The organism is Pseudomonas hefeiensis (assembly GCF_030687835.1).
In the GTDB taxonomy this organism is placed as follows: domain Bacteria; phylum Pseudomonadota; class Gammaproteobacteria; order Pseudomonadales; family Pseudomonadaceae; genus Aquipseudomonas; species Aquipseudomonas hefeiensis.
The window spans coordinates 2,507,086-2,524,689 of sequence record NZ_CP117449.1 but is presented as its reverse complement, the minus strand read 5'-3'; the positions used below and the strand labels follow the sequence as shown (position 1 = coordinate 2,524,689).

The window sequence follows — 17,604 nt, the reverse complement described above, 5'->3', positions numbered from 1 at the left end:
GATGGCCTAAGTTCAAAAGCCATCCACCAACTGCTTGAGTCGTGTGGCTTGTCGTTCAAGATCGTCACAAACAAGCAGTGTGGCCTGCAGGTTTACTTCACACTGCCCTGGGGGTGGCGTCCGTGGAGCGCTTACCATCATTCAAGATTTTTTGTCTACGCGCCTCAGTTACAGCGCGAACGCGATTGTCTACCTTTAGCTTTATAAAAATGCTCTTGATGAAAGATTTTACTGTTTCCGGGCTGACACCGAGCGTTGCAGCTATGCGCTTGTTCGAGGCGCCTGTTGCTATAATCTGTAACACTTCAGTCTCGCGCCGAGACAAGGGATTATGCATCAATGCTGACGGCGGTTGACCCAACTCATAAGTTCCGTCCATCAATGCGAAGATTTGAGCTAGATAGGCGGTTTGACGATCATTGCCAGCGTTGGCCTGCAGCCGCTCGCGCGCACTGGCAAGTAGGGGCACCACGGCTTTACCGCAATCTACGATTGTGCGCAAAAGCTGTCCCTTGCTCGCGTATCCAAGCACTCGCAAGAATCTTTGAGACGCCCGAGAGCGCTGACCACACTGGAAATCGGCCGCTGAAAAAAGCGTGCCTACGGTACATGCAAAATAGCGATTGCTGCTCATATCCGCTGTTCGCCAGACTGGCTCCAAAGCCTCTGCTGCCGCGGCGAAATCATATTCGTACATCCTTACGTAGGCAATGCCGATCGCCAGAGAAGCGCGCAAATTATCCTGAATCGCCTGTTCCTGCGCAGGCGTTTTGCGCGACACCCAATCAAGCGTTGCCAGGGCGTTAGATAAAGCCCACGAATCGTCTTTTTTGATACCCAGCTTGATGCGCTCGACCAAAAGTGCCGCATGCATTCGCGGCCAACGTTCCTCTAACGCAATAGCTTCACCTTGATCCAGCAACTCCTCCGCTCGGGCATAGTCTTTTTTCAGCATCGCCACGCGTATCATTGTTTGATACGCGGTGAGGGGAACCTCCAAAAAACCGGCCGCATTGGTCAGGTGAAGTCGATCGCCAATGAGTCGCTCAGCCACAGCAATGTGGTTCCCTTCATATGCCAGGAGCGCCATGAAGACTGTTGGTGTCACTGCAAGGCTTGATGTAGGCCGCAAGTTTTTTTTAGCGATGGCACTTGCCTGAGAAAAGCATGCTCGCGCCTCGTTAAAGTCTAGACGCTGTATCATAGAAAGCCCTGTTATAGAAAGCTTGTAGATTTCGGAGGGCGGAAAGCTCAGCTCACCATCAACGCCAGTGGACTCGCTTGGAGTTTTGTCGATCAGAGCGTGACGGCCTGCAATGAGATAGCAATATCCCAGCGCATTACGCACTGCGCTTTTAACCCAGGAATTGAGATTCGGGCTTTCCATGTGGGCAAGGCCAGATTGAAATGCCTTCTCCGGCTCATCAGACAAACCCAGCGCTACAGTACGAATCGCCCGACACTCCTCCAATGTGTAGAGCTCATGAGGTTGGCCTACGGTATCCGCTTCGATTTCATCGATCCAATCAAACACCTGACTACGTAGTGGAGCCAACGCGAGCGACCAACCGATAGCCAGACGTAAAGGGAAGTGACGATGCGTCAGGGCCTTTGGCAACCACCGGATACAACCGAGCAATTCACGAATATCACCATTGCGGATCATCCGCATCGCAAATCTCTCAACCCATTGTGCTGCTAGTGCATGCTCATCCGCGTTGATGGCATGCTTGACTGCTGCTACATGCTCTCCATGCGCATCCAACCAGATCGCTGCGCGCCGGTGCAACGTCTGAATGTACTGAATAGTTGACCGTTTTTGTAGGCGCTGTTCAAGATACTTGCCGATTAAGGGATGAAAGCTATACAGAGTTTTAGGGTGTCTTTCGGACTGAATTAGTTGATATTTAGAGTAAAGCGTTTCGAGAATTTCATCAGCATTATCGACGGAGGCAACATTGTTACATATCTCGGGCGATAGCATTCTCAAAATGGAGCTTTTCTCCAAGAAATCGAGTAGAGCATGTGGCAAACGATCAAAAGCGTGTTCAAGGAAAGCATCTATGTCGCGAGTACCGCTTCGCAACGCTCGCAAGATATTTTCAGCCGATATTCCGGAGCGTAGGGATACGCTGGCAATCCGCAAAGCAGCTGCCCAGCCGCGACTTTCGTGATGAAACGAATTAATGAAACCCATAGGCAAATCGTTAGCCGACTCAAGTGCAAAGAAAGCCTCAGCCTCGCTAAGCGAGAAGCGCAACTGATACGCGCCGAGCATGAAAAGCTCAGCCGAAGCCCGCAGAAATGCCATCGGAAGATCGGGCTCCTCACGGCTAATTAAAACTAAGCGAAAATGGTTAGGCGTATGATGATACAAGAATAAAAGCGTTTCATGAACTTCGCGCAGTTCGAACCAGTGATAGTCATCAATAAATAAATAAAGATCGTCTCCACTTTCCGTGATTCCGTTTGCTAGAGCTGATACCACCGCATAAGCAGATGCAGGTCCTCGCTGTTGGAGCATCTCCTGAGCGACCTCGGCAGCTTCCGGACATGATGCCTCGACAGCACGCACTAGATAATACAAAAAAGCTCTGGGATCATTATTATGGTCATATTTGGCACGAATCCAAGCGACATTCTGGCCACGGCTAACCAACTCAATGCTCCAGTCAACGGCCAGAGTCGTTTTTCCACAACCGGTAGGCGCCTTAATCACCACCAAGCGAGCATTACTGCTGTTTAGCGCGGAGATCAGCCTTGGCCGTTGAATGCGGGACCGTACAACCGGTGGGCAATATGTCGTTATAGCCAATGGAACAAACGGAGAGTTACTCATATCACAGCCCCACTTTTTCGGCAGACAGCATGAGCCGAACTTTGCATTTCAACTAACTACTGCCCTTAAATGCATCTCTTACGGCCTCTAATCCTGCGCCTTGCTTAGTGTCCTTGAGTCCGTAATACTCCCTTGAAAAGGTTAGCAATTAAAACAGAAACGCATATTCAATTCTTATTTTCTAGCATACAGGATTGCAGATATGCAGCAAGAGCTTGCTCGAAGGCTTCCCTCTGGTATGACGGTGCAACTGCTAGGCTCAGCGATTCTCTTGGCTGGCTAACCAAGTGTACACATCTCTTGGATCAGAGGTTGAGGAGGTCGACGGATACTTCAAATAGGTATGGATACCGACCGTGCCGAGACTGATCGCAACAGGCGGGGCTCTACGCGCAAGAGGTCAAGCTTGCTATCCCCCGCTTGGGTGATGGCTGCAAGTGACCTGTAGTAGTCCAATTCCTCTATCTGACACCCGATCAAGGCACTAAACGAACGGCGGATGACTGCCTTCGGGACTTCCTGTCCGGTCCGCACAAACGGCCTTACTTATTAGTTCCAATGTCGCCTTACCAGAAGACCCCGAAACATCAGGAAAAAATAATGAATTCTAGTATCCAATATCAAAACAAGTCATCGCATTCATCCGGCTCAGGGGACCTTGCCCGCCTTGTGAACCTTAAGCAGGCCCGTGCTAGACACGGTGCTCAAGCCGATCTCATGGTGGAGATGCTCGGCGTGGGTGATCCGCTCGCGGACGCTGTGATTTCCGAGATCAACTGCATAGGAAGCGAAGCAAAGAGCAAGCTTAACGAAGGGTTACTGCATGGTCTCGATGCCGTCATCGATCCCCCTCCGGCAGTCGCTGCGTTCTTGAGGGAGGTAGAGACAATTCCTGCATACGCTGACAAACACCTGCTCGAAGCCGGTGACGCAGTGGGTCTTTCCATTCCTCCGTTGCTGCTTTTTTTGTCAGAGCAGGGGATCGAGCTGGTCCATGTCTATGCTTCTCCGAGCATTTGCAGGTTGCTTGCCCAAACAGGGCAACTGACGAAGATGACAGCACGAAGGGCGACGGAGACATCGCTCTGGCACGAGCAAGCTGTACTGCCCGGCGGACTAATACGGGGCGCTCCGGGCTATCTCGCTACCACGCAGGTGCGGCTGCTGCATGCGCGAATTCGCCATAACGCGATTCGTCAAGGTTGGGAGTCAGGTGCATTTGGTGTTCCGATCAACCAAACCGATATAGCTCGAACCTGGCTTGATTTTACGATCGTCCCCCATTTAAGTCTGCGGAAACTGGGTATAACGCTGACGGAAGAGGAGCAGCGTGATCGATATCGCTATTGGTCGTATCTGGGACACGTACTTGGCCTCGATAAACGCTTCTACGTCGATCTTCGAAGTGACAGCGATGCCGAAGAATTGCTGGACTTGCTAGACTCCACTATCGACGAACCGGACGACAACTGCCGCGCCCTTACCCATGCAATCCTTGAAGTCTTGACGGATAAAGCCGTTGCAGGCCCTCTTTCGATGATGGACCGTGAAAGTGTTAAGGATTTTCTGAACGGTCTAGCTCGTTTTAGCTTCGGAGACCGCCTCACAGATGCGCTACAGATTCCACACTCACCAGCTGTAGGGTTTCTTCCGCTTTTCGCCGCATCTACTGCGCAGGCTTGGCGGTTTCAACGTAGCAATCCGGAACTCGCTGCTGCTTGCACGAAGGAATATGTTGCCACGCGTAGAGCCCGCGTTGCTCAGATGGTTTCAGGGCACACCGCCTATCAGAAGAACATAGAGGAATAGCGGTGGTAGGTAGGCGTATCTGACTGCCAATCGCTCCGCTCGGTGGGGGACTCAGTTAGTAGGGGGCGGCAACAGCTTCTTCCGGCGTGCTGTAGCTCGGCTTCAGCTTGAGTAGCATATCTAGCGCTCAATAAGTTTAGACCTATTTCATCCCAGCGCCTGATGCATCGCATCGGGCGTTTTTGTATTTCAAAGACAGATGCAGACGTTCGCTGTTGTAGATCGATACCGACTCGCTCACCATCTTCTTCGCCTGCATTAAATCCTGTGGTCGCTGGAACAAAAGCTCCACCTTTTATGTCCCATTGACCCGCTCTGCTAGGGCGTTTGAAAACAGTCGTAGCCGTCCGCCATCGAACACCTGCTGCCGTGTTTCGCGTGCAGTTCCTGGTATATTTCCGAGCAGTACTGGGCTGCCTCTGTCCGAGTGATGAGCTAATGGCTGCACGGTTTGACGCCGGGCTGGCTCACCGCCCGGCGCAGCGCCTGCGTGACCGATTCGGTGTGCAATAGCCACAATCTTTCGCGAAAAAGCATCCGTCACAAAGTTCAAATAGGCCACCCCTTCCTGAGTGGGCACGTAGGTGATGTCAGCCTCCCAGACCTGTTCCGGGCCGCAGGGAATAACCTGATCAGGCCCCGGTCGGAGCAGGTTCGGATGGCGAGGAAAGTGATGATGACTGTCGGTTGTCTTGTGATACGCCCGCTTGCGAGCTACCAATAAACGCCGTTCACGCAGAATCGCAAACAGATGATCTCGACCCACTAGCAGCTCCTGCTGCGGCCGGCACTGCAGCAAGTAATACAGCTTTCGGGGTACCCAGCCGCGGCTGCCGCAGGCGCTTTTGCTGAACGAAATCGGCAATCTTCTCATCTAAAATCAGACGAGCAGCATCGGCGCGATTGCATTTGTAGTAAGCCCGTATACTTATCCCCATGAAATGGCAAGCCCTGCTGATGCTCAGGTTTTGGATTCGTTTTTGCGCGAGGACTTGCCAGGACGTTTTTTTGCGACAGAGAGACCGTAGTCATTTTTCAGGACGTCCACGACCGCCTCAAAAACTGCGCTTTCTGATTGGACATCGCCAGATGCTCTTCAAGCATCTTTGATGCGTTGCTCTGGCGTTAATGGTCAGTTTTTGTCGGCATAGACCCCATCCTCGACGAGCCAATGTATGTGCCGAGGCTCCAATCCTGCCGACCGTGCCGCGTAACCACGTCAGAACGGTCGTTTTGCCTTGAATCCCGTAACGCTCCTGAGCCTCTTTATAACTCAGTTCGACTTTTTCGACCTGGTCGACGACCGACAATTTAAAGGGCAGCGTGTAGTCTCGCTGACTCCACCTTTGCTGATTCTATTACGCCCTCCAAAAAAACAGATAAGAAGGTGTAAACCTTATTCAGGACGGGACACTCTTGCCAAAGCAGGGCCAGAGTCACGCCGGGGCGGCGCAGCTCGGCATGCGCCCAAGCCCAATCAGGCATCGGCCTTTGATCGCTGGGAACTGTTGGTGCTGGCGGAAACAGGCATCGCTCCAGCTCGGCGTCCGACAATGATGTCGGCCAAGTCAGCCCGCAAGCGTTGAAACGGTGCAGGTAATTGCCGGCACTGCCGCTGCTGATGCGCAGACTGGCGGTGATCTTGCGCACGGACAGGCCGGCGTCGAACTTTAGGCGTAGTACCTCTCGGATTTTACGCATGGATATACGCTCCACGACGACCTCTTCGCTTCGATAAAAGAGGCCGATGGTAGTGAATAGTCCTGCGTTGCCGCCTGCCTGAGCGTGGATCGGATCAGTGAGAAATCACTGTCCAAGTGCTCGTGGAATGAGTGTCCAAGTCAGCGTGGAATCGCTGTCCAAGTGTTCGTGGAATGGGTGTCCAAATGCGCGTGGAATCCGCATTGATTGGGCGCTGGCACGTCGAACTCGCGGTTCAATGTGTTCGGGATATCCAGTCTTTCTACTGTGGCTCGTTTGTAGGCATGGGAGCCGGGTTGTTTGCTGACTAACTCAAGCTCGCGCATCAAGCTACGGACTTTGAATCGACCGAGTTGCTCACCGTCTTCACGCAGCATCGACAAGATGCTGCGACTGCCCGCAGCACTGCGACTTTGCGTGAACAGTTCATTGACCCGACTGCGCAGCCGAAGCCGATCAACGTCGGGAGTCCGGCGCCTGAGACGCTGGGCGTAATAACACGAGCGAATGACTTCAAACACCTTGCACAGCCAATCAACCAGCTCGTGGACACTCAGTTGGTCAATCAGCGCGAACGCTCGTGGTCTTCCGACATCAAGAGCGCGGTAGCCTTTTTTAGGATGGATTTCTCTCGCTCAAGCCGAGCGATACGAGCTTCCAGTTCCTGGATTTTCTGCTGTTCCGGGGTCAGCGCTTTGCTCTGCGGAGTGACGCCTTGGCGCTCCTGCTGAACCTGATCAACCCAGCGGCGCAGGGCCGACTCGCCGACGCCGAGTGAACGGCTGGCTTCGATGTAGCTGTAGTTTTGCTTGAGCACGAGGTCGGCAGCCTCGCGTTTGAATTCAGCAGAAAAGGAACGGCGTTGTTTGGTCATCTGACACCTCGATCTGGCGAGCATTCTCGCCTAAATGGGTGTCCGGTTTCATTAGACCACTACATGTTCTGGATGATCGGGGTTGGCCATCGCCTCTAAAAAATCTTCATAACCCGGCCCTCCACCCACGTCCTCCGGTGGGCAGGCATTGGCGCCCTCAATGCAGTACGGCACCTGCGGACAGGCAATAGCGGGTAATGTTTTTTCGACCTTGATACGGTGATGCCAGCTGTCACCGAAGTCATAGAGATAATGAATGTCCGCTTTCCGCTCAGTGCCTTGATCAGTGTTTTACGAGCTTCCGGATTCACCGTCTGCCCCCAGCCATCCGGATCGGGCATGCCGTAATTCCCACCGGCAATTTCAAACTCATGCAGATGGCTATCGCTCCAACCCATCACGATCTGGATCACGTGATGCAACTTGCCCAAGGTAATGTTTTCAGGCACTGCGAACCGACGCCAAATCGTTGGAGTAATCCACTTCAGCTCGATGTGCAGTAGCAACAAATCAGGCTCGGGCTTTGGCAAGCGAACAGTTTCAACCATGGATCAGGCAGCCTCGCAGTGTTTCGCGAGTGTGAGAGATACCTTCCAGGGCAGCAGTTCGTCGACCCGATTGATCGGGGGCTCGGCGATGCGTTGCAGTACGTAGGTCAAATAGGTCTGCGGGTTCAGGTCGTTGAGTTTGGCCAAACCCAGCAGGCTATAGATCGCAGCAGCTCGCTCTCCATCGGCATCGGCGACGAACAGATAATTTTTTCTGCCTAACGCGACAGGGCGCAACGCTCGTTGGGCAGCGTTGTTGTCGATTTCCCCACCATCATTGCAGTAGCGCGTCAACGCCTGCCGTTGAAGGCATAGAAAATCGCACCACCCAATGCCGATTTTTTCGACAGTTGAGTCAGTGTTTGGTTAAGCCAGGCGTGGAGTTGTTCCAGCAGCGGGCGCGCTCGGCTTTGTCGAACGGCTTTTCGCTGATTGGGCGGTTGCCCTCGGATCACGCCTTCAATGACATAGAGCACTGCAAGCTGTTGCAATGCTAAAGCGGCCAGTGGCGAAGCTTGGTCTTTGTAGACATCGTAAAGCTTGCGGCGGGCGTGGGCCCAGCATGCGGCCTCCTCCATGGTGCCCGTGGCATATAGCTGAGCGAAACCGGCATAGCCGTCAGCCTGCAAGATCCCGCTGAAGCGCTTGAGATGAGCGCGAGGATGTTGCCCCTTACGATCCGGCGAACAGGCAAACCAAACCGCCGCCGGTGTCGCGTCACCCGCAGCTCGGTCGTCCCGAACGTATGTCCACAGGCGAGCCGTTTTGGTCTTGCCGTTTCCCGGCGCGAGTACACCAATCGGCGTGTCATCGGCGTGAATTTTATGACCGCTCATGACGTCGCGCTCAAGGGCGGTAATCAGTGGTCGCAGCAACTGACTGCTCTGGCCGACCCAGTCGGCCAGGGTTGGACGCTCCAGATCCACGCCCTCACGGGCGTAGATCTCGGACTGCCTATACAACGGAAGGTGATCGACAAATTTGGAGACCCGTACATGGGCCAGCAGCGCTGAGCTTGCGAGTCCTCGGGCTATCGAACGACTCGGCGCCGGCACTTGGGCGATGTGCTCGCAGCACCGACAAACCCACTTTGGACGGACATGGCGAATGACTTTGAAACGTGCCGGAACATACGCCAGCACTTCGGACACATCCTCACCCAAATGGCGAAGCTTCCCACCGTAGCCTGCGCATTGCGACGTAAGCGTCCGCCCAACACACCTTGTGTGATTAAACGGGCGCCCACCTGTGCGGCAACAGCTCGGTTATCTCACTCGCACGCTGCGTCGGCAGGCGTGTAAGAACATCCTTCAAGTAAGCATACGGATCATGTCCGTTGAGCCGCGCCGACTGGATCAAACTCATGATCGCCGCCGCACGTTTACCGCTGCGTAACGAGCCCGCGAACAGCCAGTTCGAGCGCCCAAGAGCCCACGGGCGGATTTGATTCTCGCACCAGTTATTATCGATGGGCACAGCACCGTCATCGAGATAGCGCGTCAGCGCTATCCAGCGTTTGAGGCTGTAATCCAGGGCCTTGGCGATGGCCGAACCCTCAGGCACAAGCTGTCTTTGGGCGGTCATCCAGGTATGAAGTGCGTCGGCGATTGGCGCTGCTTTTTCCTGCCGTATTCGCTGTCGATCACCCAGTTCCAGCTCGCGGACTTCTCGTTCAACTTCGTACAAGGCCGCGATGTAGTGCAGCGCTTTTTCGGCGATCTGGCTCTTGTTGGTCGCATGCAAGTCGAAGAACTTTCGGCGGGCATGGGCCATGCAGCCGATCTCCGTGACGCCCAGTTCAAAGCCTGCCTTGTAGCCGGCAAAGTCATCGCAGACCAGCTTGCCGTTCCAACTGCCCAGGAAGGCTCGGGCATGTTCGCCAGCGCGGCTTGGGCTGAAGTCGTAAACGACCGCCGCCAGATCGGAGAACTGACTGGTGGCATAGGCCCAGACATAAGCGCGATGAGTTTTTTTAGCGCCAGGCGTCAGCATTTGTACCGGCGTCTCGTCGGAACGATGCCGTGCGTCAGCACGGCTTCGCGCAGCGCATCGACTAGTGGTTGGAGTTGCACGCCGCAGTTGCCCACCCACTGCGCCAAGGTCGAACGGGCGATGGGCAGCCCGGCGCGACCGAAGATTTTTTCCTGACGATACAGCGGCAAATGATCAGCGAACTTGGCCACCATGACATGGGCCAGCAGGCCTGCGGTCGGTATGCCTTTGTCGATGACGTGCGCCGGTACCGGCGCCTGGATTAGCGTTTCGCACTGCTCGCAGGCCCATTTCCCACGGATGTGACGCTCGACGGTGAACACGCCGGGCGTGTAGTCGAGTTTTTCACTGGCCTCTTCGCCGATGCGCTTGAGAGCACAGCCGCACTGGCAATGGCTGTTGTCCGGTTCGTGATGGATCAGCGTGCGAGGAAATTGCGGCGGCAGCGCTGCGCGCTTAGGTTGCTGGCGCACTTTGGCTTCGACGGGTGTCGGTTGCAGCGCCTCAAGCTCGGCTTCGATAGCGGCAATATCAGTATCGATCAAGTCGTCGAGCAAGCTGGCCTGATCTGGACTTAGTTGCTCGCTGCGTTTGGCAAACTTGAAGCGCTTGAGCAGCGTGATCTCGTGGGCCAGCTTCTCGTTGACCGACTTTTGATGATTGATCTGCTTGTCCATCGTCTCGACGCGCTGGATCAACTGCGCCGCCAAAGCACGCAGTTCTTCAGGGTTTAATTGATCGAGATTCGGATGCGAAGTCATGCCGCCGATTTTGCCAGAGAGGGCTATGGGCGGCGATAGACTGATGCGCCAATTGCGCTGGCAAGCAGGCCATGGCAGGCGAGTTAGAGCACCGTGATGGCTCCTCCGGAACCGACGCGTTGCCAAGGTAAGCCGAGCACCAAGGCTTGAAGTTGCTCTGCATCCAGCTCGACTTCAGAGCCGTGCCGCACGCCAGGCCAAAAGAAACGTCCTTGATTTAAGCGCCGGGCAGCAAGCCAAATCCCCAAGCCATCATGCACCAGCACTTTCATGCGATTGGCACGACGGTTGGCAAACAGATAAGCACAGTGCGGCTTCGCCGCACCGAACACCGCCACGACCCGCGCCAGCGCAGTTTCAGTGCCGGCGCGCATGTCCATGGGCTCGGTGGCGAGCCAGATGGAGTCGATGCGGATCATCGCAGCAGGTCTCGCAGGAAAGCAGAACACGCCGCTGCATTTTCTGCCGGCCAACTCACCACGACTACGCCTTTTGGATGCGGCACTTCGATTCGGATCGTGGCAGGAAGGGCCTGATGCATCGGCACCGGCGGCGATGTCTTGACCGGGATGAAGGCGGTTTGAAGTGTCAGGTTTTTCTGCGCATGCACGCGTATCCATTTATGGACGAGGTTGGCGTTGAGGTTGTGGGTCAACGCGACATTAGCGATCGAGGTGTCAGGCTGCGCGCATTCGGCGATGACCTGGGCCTTGAAGGACTTTGAATAGGAACGGCGTTCTTGTGGCATAGGCGTCCGCTTAAAAAGGCTAAAAATGGTGTCCACTTAAATTTAGGTGGACACCATCGCCTCAAGCGACGGTGTCAGGAAGGTGTGTTGCCCGGACGGTTAGATTGCGACTCGGGCTGATGCACGTGGATTTCGCGAGGCAGGTGTTCAGGTTCTGGGCGGTCACGTTGACCGCAGCCTGAAAAAGAGCTCAAGGCCGAATTTCTGAAGATGAACATGCGAGCGACTGCGCTGAGCGTGAAACCACACGCCCGGTGCGATGCATCAGGCGTGTGGGTGGTTTAACTCTCGGAAAGAGTGAATCTCTTTCGAACTAGGTTAAGCAGAAGAGCATGTCATCTTTGGCCCGCCACTTTGTCAGCTCTCAAAATGATTCCGGAGCATTCGGCGCATGATTTTGCCGCTGCTTGTTTTGGGGAGCTCTTCTACGAGCTGATACAGTCGAGGTACTTTGTAAGCTGCTAGCCGAGCGCGGCAATGCTTTTCTAAATCGTCCAAGTCAAGGTCGATTCCCTTCTTCTTAACGATATAGGCTTTTGCTAGTTCTCCCTTATTACTGTCTGGAACGCTTCCCACGGCCACCATGGCGACGGCAGGATGCTCGCAAATAGCTCGTTCCAGTTCGGCGGGATAAATGTTGAAGCCCGCTGTGATGATCATGTCCTTCAAACGGTCGACAACGTATATGAAACCTTCCGAGTCAATCCGTGCCAGATCCCCGGTGCGAAGCCATCCATCGAGATATTTCGTTTCCAATGTTGCGTCTGGCCGTCCAAGATATTCCTTCATGGTTATAGGGCCACGGATTTGCAGTTCGCCAATTTCTCCCGCTGGTACCTCTTCCCCCTCATGCTCAGGATCGATGACCCTGGCTTCGACTTGAGGCAGCGGCACCCCAATGGAACCAAGCCGCCGGGGTCCATAGAAGGAATGGGTTGCACCGAGTCCACCCAGCTCGGTCATGCCCCATAATTCCAGCAATCTGCAGCCAAAAAGACGCTCAACCTCCTGCATCTTTGCTTCGGGCATCGTCTGGCCACCCACTGTGCACCGACGTAGTGATGACAAATCAAACTCGCTGAGTCTTGGATGATCCAATATGTACATATACATGGTGGGCACCCCTTCAAGAATTGTAGCGCGATGCTCCTGAATGCTTGTGAGGACGGCTTCTGCGTCGAATGATTTATGGAGTACCAAGGTCGTGCCGTATGCGATGGCCGCGTTCATAACCACGTTTCCGTAGACGTGAGACAAGGGCAGCGCGCTGACTGTTGTATCTGATTCGGTGCGGACATGCATCGTGGCGGTCATTGCGACGTTCATGAGGATGTTCGCATGCGTAAGCACGGCTCCTTTTGGATGCCCGGTGGTCCCGGATGTATACCCGATCGTTGAAATGCTTTCCGGACTCAATCCCGCCACCGGATAATCGTTCAGGGTAGCCGTGTCCCCGATCAAGGTTGAAAAGCTGAGCGCCCCTTGAGTAGACGACTCTCCAATGGAAATTAGGTGGGTCAACTGCGTGGACGAGACATGCTCCTGAAGGGAAGACAACTTGTCAGCCGTGGCGAAAACCGCAACAGCTTTGCAATCCGCCAGAGCGAACGCCGCTTCCGATCCGGTCAGCATGAGATTCAACGGGCTAACAACCGCGCCGATCTTCAATATCGCGTAGTAGGCAATGATCCACTCGGGACAGTTTTGTGAATAGAGCGCAACGACCTGGTCGCGCTGAACGCCCAAGGACTCCAAGTGTGTTGCTACCTTTGTGGACATCAGATCAATGTCGGCAAACGATAAAAGTCGGCCTTCGAAGATGACTGCTGTTTTGTTCCCGAACTGTTTTGCAGCCTGTGTAACCAGAGCACCTATCGACGTCTGCATGATTCAACCTCTACCGGTCACTGGTGCTTTCTGAAGTACAGTCTGCATGTTGGTGTATTCGGCGAGGCCATGCAGCGAATTCTCTATGCCCATACCGGAGTTCTTGTGGCCACCGAAGGCGATGCGTGGTGAGAACTGGTGCGCATGGTTGATCCATACCGTACCAGCTTCGATCTTGCGGGCAACAAGCTGAGCTGCTTCTAGATTGTTCGACCAAACCGACGCGGCGAGCCCATATTCGGTCTGGTTGGCTCGACCAATGACTTCATCGATGCTGCTGTATTTGAGTAGCGGTAATACTGGCCCGAACGCTTCTTCAACGACGCACCGTGCATCCTCAGGTGGGTTATCAACAATGGTTACCGGAATAAAGTAACCCTTCTCTTTTGTTAGTTCGCCGCCCAACAGAAATCGCTGTTGATTGTCTTTGCAGTCTTGCAGAAGCTCTTTCACTTTTTCGAACTGCATTTTGTTTTGCAGCGGGCCGAGTTCAACTCCGGGTTCCATGCCATTGCCCATTTTTACGGTACGCGCGTAGGCCACGAGCTCACGAGCGACATCGTCATAGACCTCTTCGTGGATATAAAGGCGCTTGCCTGCGACGCAGAATTGTGCGCTGTTGGAAAAACACGCCCAGAACAGGTCTTTCGCGATCGCTTTTGCATCGACGTCTGGCAGCACGATCGCAGGATCGTTGCCGCCAAGTTCCAATGTCAAACGTTTGAGATTGACGGATGCGCTCTGCATTACACGCTTGCCCGTCGCGGTAGAGCCCGTGAAGGAAATTTTCCCGATGCCGGGATGTTCGGTCATCCACTGGCCAAGTTCATTACCGCCAGAGAGGACGTTCAGCACGCCTGCTGGTAGTACCCTGTTAGCCAACTCCCCGAACCAGAGGGTGCACAGCGGTGTGAAGGGAGAAGGCTTCAGCACCATCGTATTTCCCGCCAACAGGGCAGGAGCAATTTTCCAAATCGCGAGCAGTAGCGGAAAATTCCATGGCGTAATGGCACCGATGACTCCAATAGGAGTATAGCGCGTAACAATCGCTTCGTCCCCATCTCGCAGAACTACCTCGTCTTTGAGCGATTGCTTGGCGATTTCGCGACACCAATGTATGGACCCTCCAATCTCCCATTCAGCGCCAGCCCGTCCTTTCCCTTGCTCGGTAATGAGCAGCTCGATAAATGCTTCCTGGTTTTCTTCAATTAGGTTGCCCAACGCACCTACGAGACGTTGGCGCTCGGTAATCGGTGTGGAGCTCCAAGCAGAAAATGCATCGCTCGCGGCCTGCACCGCTTCTTCAAGCTGCTCACGCGAAGCAAGAGGGAATTGGCAGATGGGTTCCTCTGTAGCGGGGTTGATTGCCGTAGCGGTCTCCATGGCGCTAACCATTCGACCGTTGATACTCAGGGCAAATTTGAGGGATTTCATCAAGTCTCCTTTGGCCTTCCGGCACATTCTTGTTATTTGGAAACTTGTCTTAGGCAAAGACCAAGCCAAATAGCTTGAGGTGCCGGATTTACTGAGCTCCGGCATGTGAAACGTGGAAAAGCGCTCAAGGGAAGACAGCGAACTGTTCAATTCCTGAACAAAAAGCAGGCTTGCTGTTCAGAAATTAGACGGCCTTTTAGCGTCTGAGGTATTTATATAAAGTCGTGCGAGATACCCCAAGGGATTTGGCCGCGGCGCTTATATTTCCGTTGTGCGCGTATAAAGCTCTGCTAACCCAACTCTCTTTAAGGCCTTCTAGCGATTCGGCGGCAGACATCAATGTGGTTTTCTCCAGCATGATAACGTCCATTTTGTTGTTTTCTACTAACTCCTCTGGCAAAGAATCCAGCTGGATGACGCGGCCAGGACCAGCAAGGGCACATGCCACCTCAAGCACGTGGCGTAGCTCTCGAATGTTGCCCGGCCAATCGTAAACCTGCATGAGCGACCTGATGTGATCGGGCAACTGAATCGGCCCATCCGCCGAAAATTCGGCAAGAAGCCGGTCGATGAGCTCCGCGATATCGTTACGATTACGCAACGCCGGCAGTGGAACGCTGAACCCATTGAGTCGAAAATAAAGGTCTTCACGAAAAGCGCCATCCTGTGCCATTCGCTTTAGGTCGCGGTGAGTTGCAGACAGCACGATGAGGTCAAGTTTAAGCTCATGATGGCCTCCTATTCGGGTATTGGTGCGCTCCTGAAGTGTTCGAAGCAGTCGGGATTGCAAAGCAAGGGGCATATCGCCTATCTCATCGAGAAACAGCGTACCTCCTTGCGCCTTTTCGATTTTGCCCGCTGCCCCCCCTTTCCGGCTCCCTGTATAGGCTCCCTCTTCGTAACCGAACAACTCCGCTTCCGCTAGGCTCTCAGCGATTGCAGAACAGTTGATTGCGATGAAGGGTTTACCCGGGCGAATGCGCTCGTGAAGACGACGGGCAACCCACTCTTTTCCGGTCCCGGTTTCACCTCGAAGCAAAACCGGAATACCGCGTCTCAACACTAATTCAGCCTGCTCAAGAAGGGCATCAATCGGCGCGTCGTTACGAGTTGAATGGTTGCCGGGCTTAACAACAGGCAGCTTGCTGCCTGCAGGACCGGGAGAGTGGCGCAAACTGACAATATAGAGACGCGTCCCAAAACCGGTGCGTACCGCGAAGGGAACTCCACGACCGGCATCCAAGGCCGTCGCGAAAAGATCCTGCTCAAAGAGCTGATCGAAATGAACAGTCTGTCCATCCCGTATAATGTTTTGATCAAGATTAAACATCTGCTTCGCGACTCGATTGGCGGCCACCATCCGGCCGTCATCGCGTACCAAGAGCAAGCCTTGGAAAGGCGTGCCGATGAGTCTCGGGTCTTCATGCATCCCGAACAAAACCCCGATCGTACTGACCTCGAATAGTCTGTTTTCGATGGAGCGTGCCGCCATGCTGACACGTTGAAGCGCGCGCGGGTCCAGGTTCGAATTAAACCCAGTGACGTCCAGTACGCCAGTAAGGGACCCATCCAGGCCGAATACAGGCGCGGCGGCGCAGCTGAAATGGCTGAGCTCTTCAAGGAAGTGTTCCGCTCCTTGAATGACCGATACTTCCAGCTCACTCAAGGCGACCGCTGGAGCATTCGTGCCGATTTCAGTTTCAGCCAGGCGCCGACCACATTGCAGCGGCAAGCGAAGCTCTTTCGGAGCGTCATTATGATTCCCTGCCGTGTGCAGAATGGTCCCATCTGCGCTCGCGAGCAGTACAACCCAATTCGGAGATCGCATTGAGTTCCAGAGGTTCGCAATGTCAGGCGAGGCGATATCGATCACCATTTGGTGCTCTTCGCTAACTCTGCGAGCTTCTCCGATGCTTATCGAGTGGCTGAAAAACATGCGATCTGCCGGGTGGACCCCAGCGGCGACCGTGCGCTCCCATGAGCGAAGTATCGATCGAGGAATCTCGGCGCAAGGGCCTCGATCACCCTCTAAAAAAGACTGTTTGACTTCGGCAATATCGCGTAGTGGCAGACGTGGAATCATGACTCTAACCGACTCGTTTTAAAAAGCATTTAGGATGTTGTTATTAAACCGTCCTCGCGCTTAGGGGGATTGGCAATCTATCGTGCCCCAGCGGTATGTTTAGCCCCGTACCAAAGGATGGGCTTTTGGCTTGATTTGCGCAACGTCATCGAGCCGCCATTGGCCGTCAAACTGCCCAAGCGAATATCACCCGCTTTGAGCTGAGCGCACCAGCAGTTGCCGCTGAATTTTAGTGTGTGAATCGCCCCGGATTTTCTGGACACCTTGCAAGCTCATTATGTAACGCTTTTCAAAAACGACCGTTGTATCCAGGCAGCGCATGAACAGATTCATCAACAAAGGACTGATCATCCCACCTTGGGGTGTACCGCTGTCACGCGGCACCTCAATGCTATCAACCGTTTCAAACGGTGCTTTAAGCCACCGCTCGATATACAGCACAATCCAGTCGTCCTTCACATGATGCCTAGCCGCCTTGAGCAGCAGTTCATGATCGATGGGATCAAAAGCTCCGTTGATATCAAACTCCACCACCCAATTCGCATTCCAGCAGCACCTGCGAGAGATCTCCACCGCTTGTTTGGCTGACTTTCCAGGCGATATACAAACAGCCTGTCCAGACCAGGTTCAACAAGAAGCTTGACGATTGTCTGAGCCACCCTGTCAGCGACTGTCGGGATACCCAGCTTGCGTTTGCCTCCTGATTGATTCGCAATTTCCACCTGCCGTACCGCTGGAGGAAAATAGGAGCCCGATGACATCCGGTTCCAAACCCTGTAAGCGAGTGCTTGGCTAATCTTGTGGTCAGCAGCCTGCCAATCGAGAGAATAATCCCCGCTACGGCTCATGCAGACTCCTTGAGCAAGCGACTGGGATCAGGTTATCTAGCATTCGGCGGGGCCGGACCCGGCTCACCCGATATGGGATT

General features: G+C 54.2%; 7 protein-coding genes and 7 pseudogenes. 1 reads left to right on the top strand and 13 read right to left on the bottom strand.

Going from position 1 to position 17,604, the window contains the following annotated elements:
* Window positions 1-97 precede the first annotated feature (97 nt).
* Complete coding sequence (locus PSH57_RS11235) at window positions 98-2,839, bottom strand: LuxR C-terminal-related transcriptional regulator (RefSeq protein ID WP_305389532.1); 2,742 nt, start codon at window positions 2,837-2,839, stop codon at window positions 98-100.
* A gap of 600 nt (window positions 2,840-3,439) precedes the next feature.
* On the opposite strand from PSH57_RS11235, the gene PSH57_RS11230 reads away from it, so the two are divergent.
* The gene (locus PSH57_RS11230) at window positions 3,440-4,648 is read left to right on the top strand and encodes an oxygenase MpaB family protein (RefSeq protein WP_305389530.1); all 1,209 of its coding nucleotides are present in this window, start codon (window positions 3,440-3,442) and stop codon (window positions 4,646-4,648) included.
* 147 nt (window positions 4,649-4,795) lie between these two features.
* Here PSH57_RS11230 and PSH57_RS11225 read toward each other — a convergent pair.
* From PSH57_RS11225 to PSH57_RS11165, 12 genes and pseudogenes are all read right to left on the bottom strand, one after another.
* Window positions 4,796-5,970: pseudogene (locus PSH57_RS11225) on the bottom strand (IS3 family transposase).
* Window positions 5,971-6,061: 91 nt separating this feature from the next.
* Window positions 6,062-6,349 (bottom strand): annotated as a pseudogene (locus PSH57_RS11220) (IS21 family transposase); the annotation flags it as partial.
* Between the two features lie 197 nt (window positions 6,350-6,546).
* A pseudogene (locus PSH57_RS11215) lies at window positions 6,547-7,223 on the bottom strand (transposase); the annotation flags it as partial.
* Between the two features lie 51 nt (window positions 7,224-7,274).
* Window positions 7,275-7,771 (bottom strand): annotated as a pseudogene (locus PSH57_RS11210) (plasmid pRiA4b ORF-3 family protein).
* 3 nt (window positions 7,772-7,774) lie between these two features.
* Window positions 7,775-8,970 (bottom strand): annotated as a pseudogene (gene tnpC / locus PSH57_RS11205) (IS66 family transposase); the annotation flags it as partial.
* Window positions 8,971-9,001: 31 nt separating this feature from the next.
* Window positions 9,002-10,440, bottom strand: a pseudogene (gene tnpC, locus PSH57_RS11195) (IS66 family transposase).
* A gap of 167 nt (window positions 10,441-10,607) precedes the next feature.
* Window positions 10,608-10,943 (bottom strand): IS66 family insertion sequence element accessory protein TnpB, encoded by a 336-nt coding sequence (gene tnpB / locus PSH57_RS11190; RefSeq protein ID WP_017279403.1) that lies wholly within the window; start codon window positions 10,941-10,943, stop codon window positions 10,608-10,610.
* The gene (gene tnpA / locus PSH57_RS11185; protein WP_130208237.1) at window positions 10,940-11,272 is read right to left on the bottom strand and encodes an IS66-like element accessory protein TnpA; all 333 of its coding nucleotides are present in this window, start codon (window positions 11,270-11,272) and stop codon (window positions 10,940-10,942) included. Before tnpA ends, tnpB begins: the two co-directional genes overlap by 4 nt.
* Window positions 11,273-11,629: 357 nt before the next feature.
* On the bottom strand, window positions 11,630-13,159 hold the full coding sequence (locus PSH57_RS11180; RefSeq protein WP_305389525.1) for a class I adenylate-forming enzyme family protein: 1,530 nt from the start codon (window positions 13,157-13,159) through the stop codon (window positions 11,630-11,632).
* A 3-nt stretch (window positions 13,160-13,162) separates the two neighbouring features.
* The gene (locus PSH57_RS11175) at window positions 13,163-14,593 is read right to left on the bottom strand and encodes an aldehyde dehydrogenase family protein (protein WP_305389524.1); all 1,431 of its coding nucleotides are present in this window, start codon (window positions 14,591-14,593) and stop codon (window positions 13,163-13,165) included.
* Window positions 14,594-14,789: 196 nt separating this feature from the next.
* Window positions 14,790-16,469: a sigma-54-dependent Fis family transcriptional regulator gene (locus PSH57_RS11170; protein WP_305416574.1), complete on the bottom strand. Its 1,680-nt coding sequence runs from the start codon at window positions 16,467-16,469 to the stop codon at window positions 14,790-14,792.
* Between the two features lie 525 nt (window positions 16,470-16,994).
* A pseudogene (locus PSH57_RS11165) lies at window positions 16,995-17,455 on the bottom strand (reverse transcriptase domain-containing protein); the annotation flags it as partial.
* Between the last annotated feature and the right edge of the window lie 149 nt (window positions 17,456-17,604).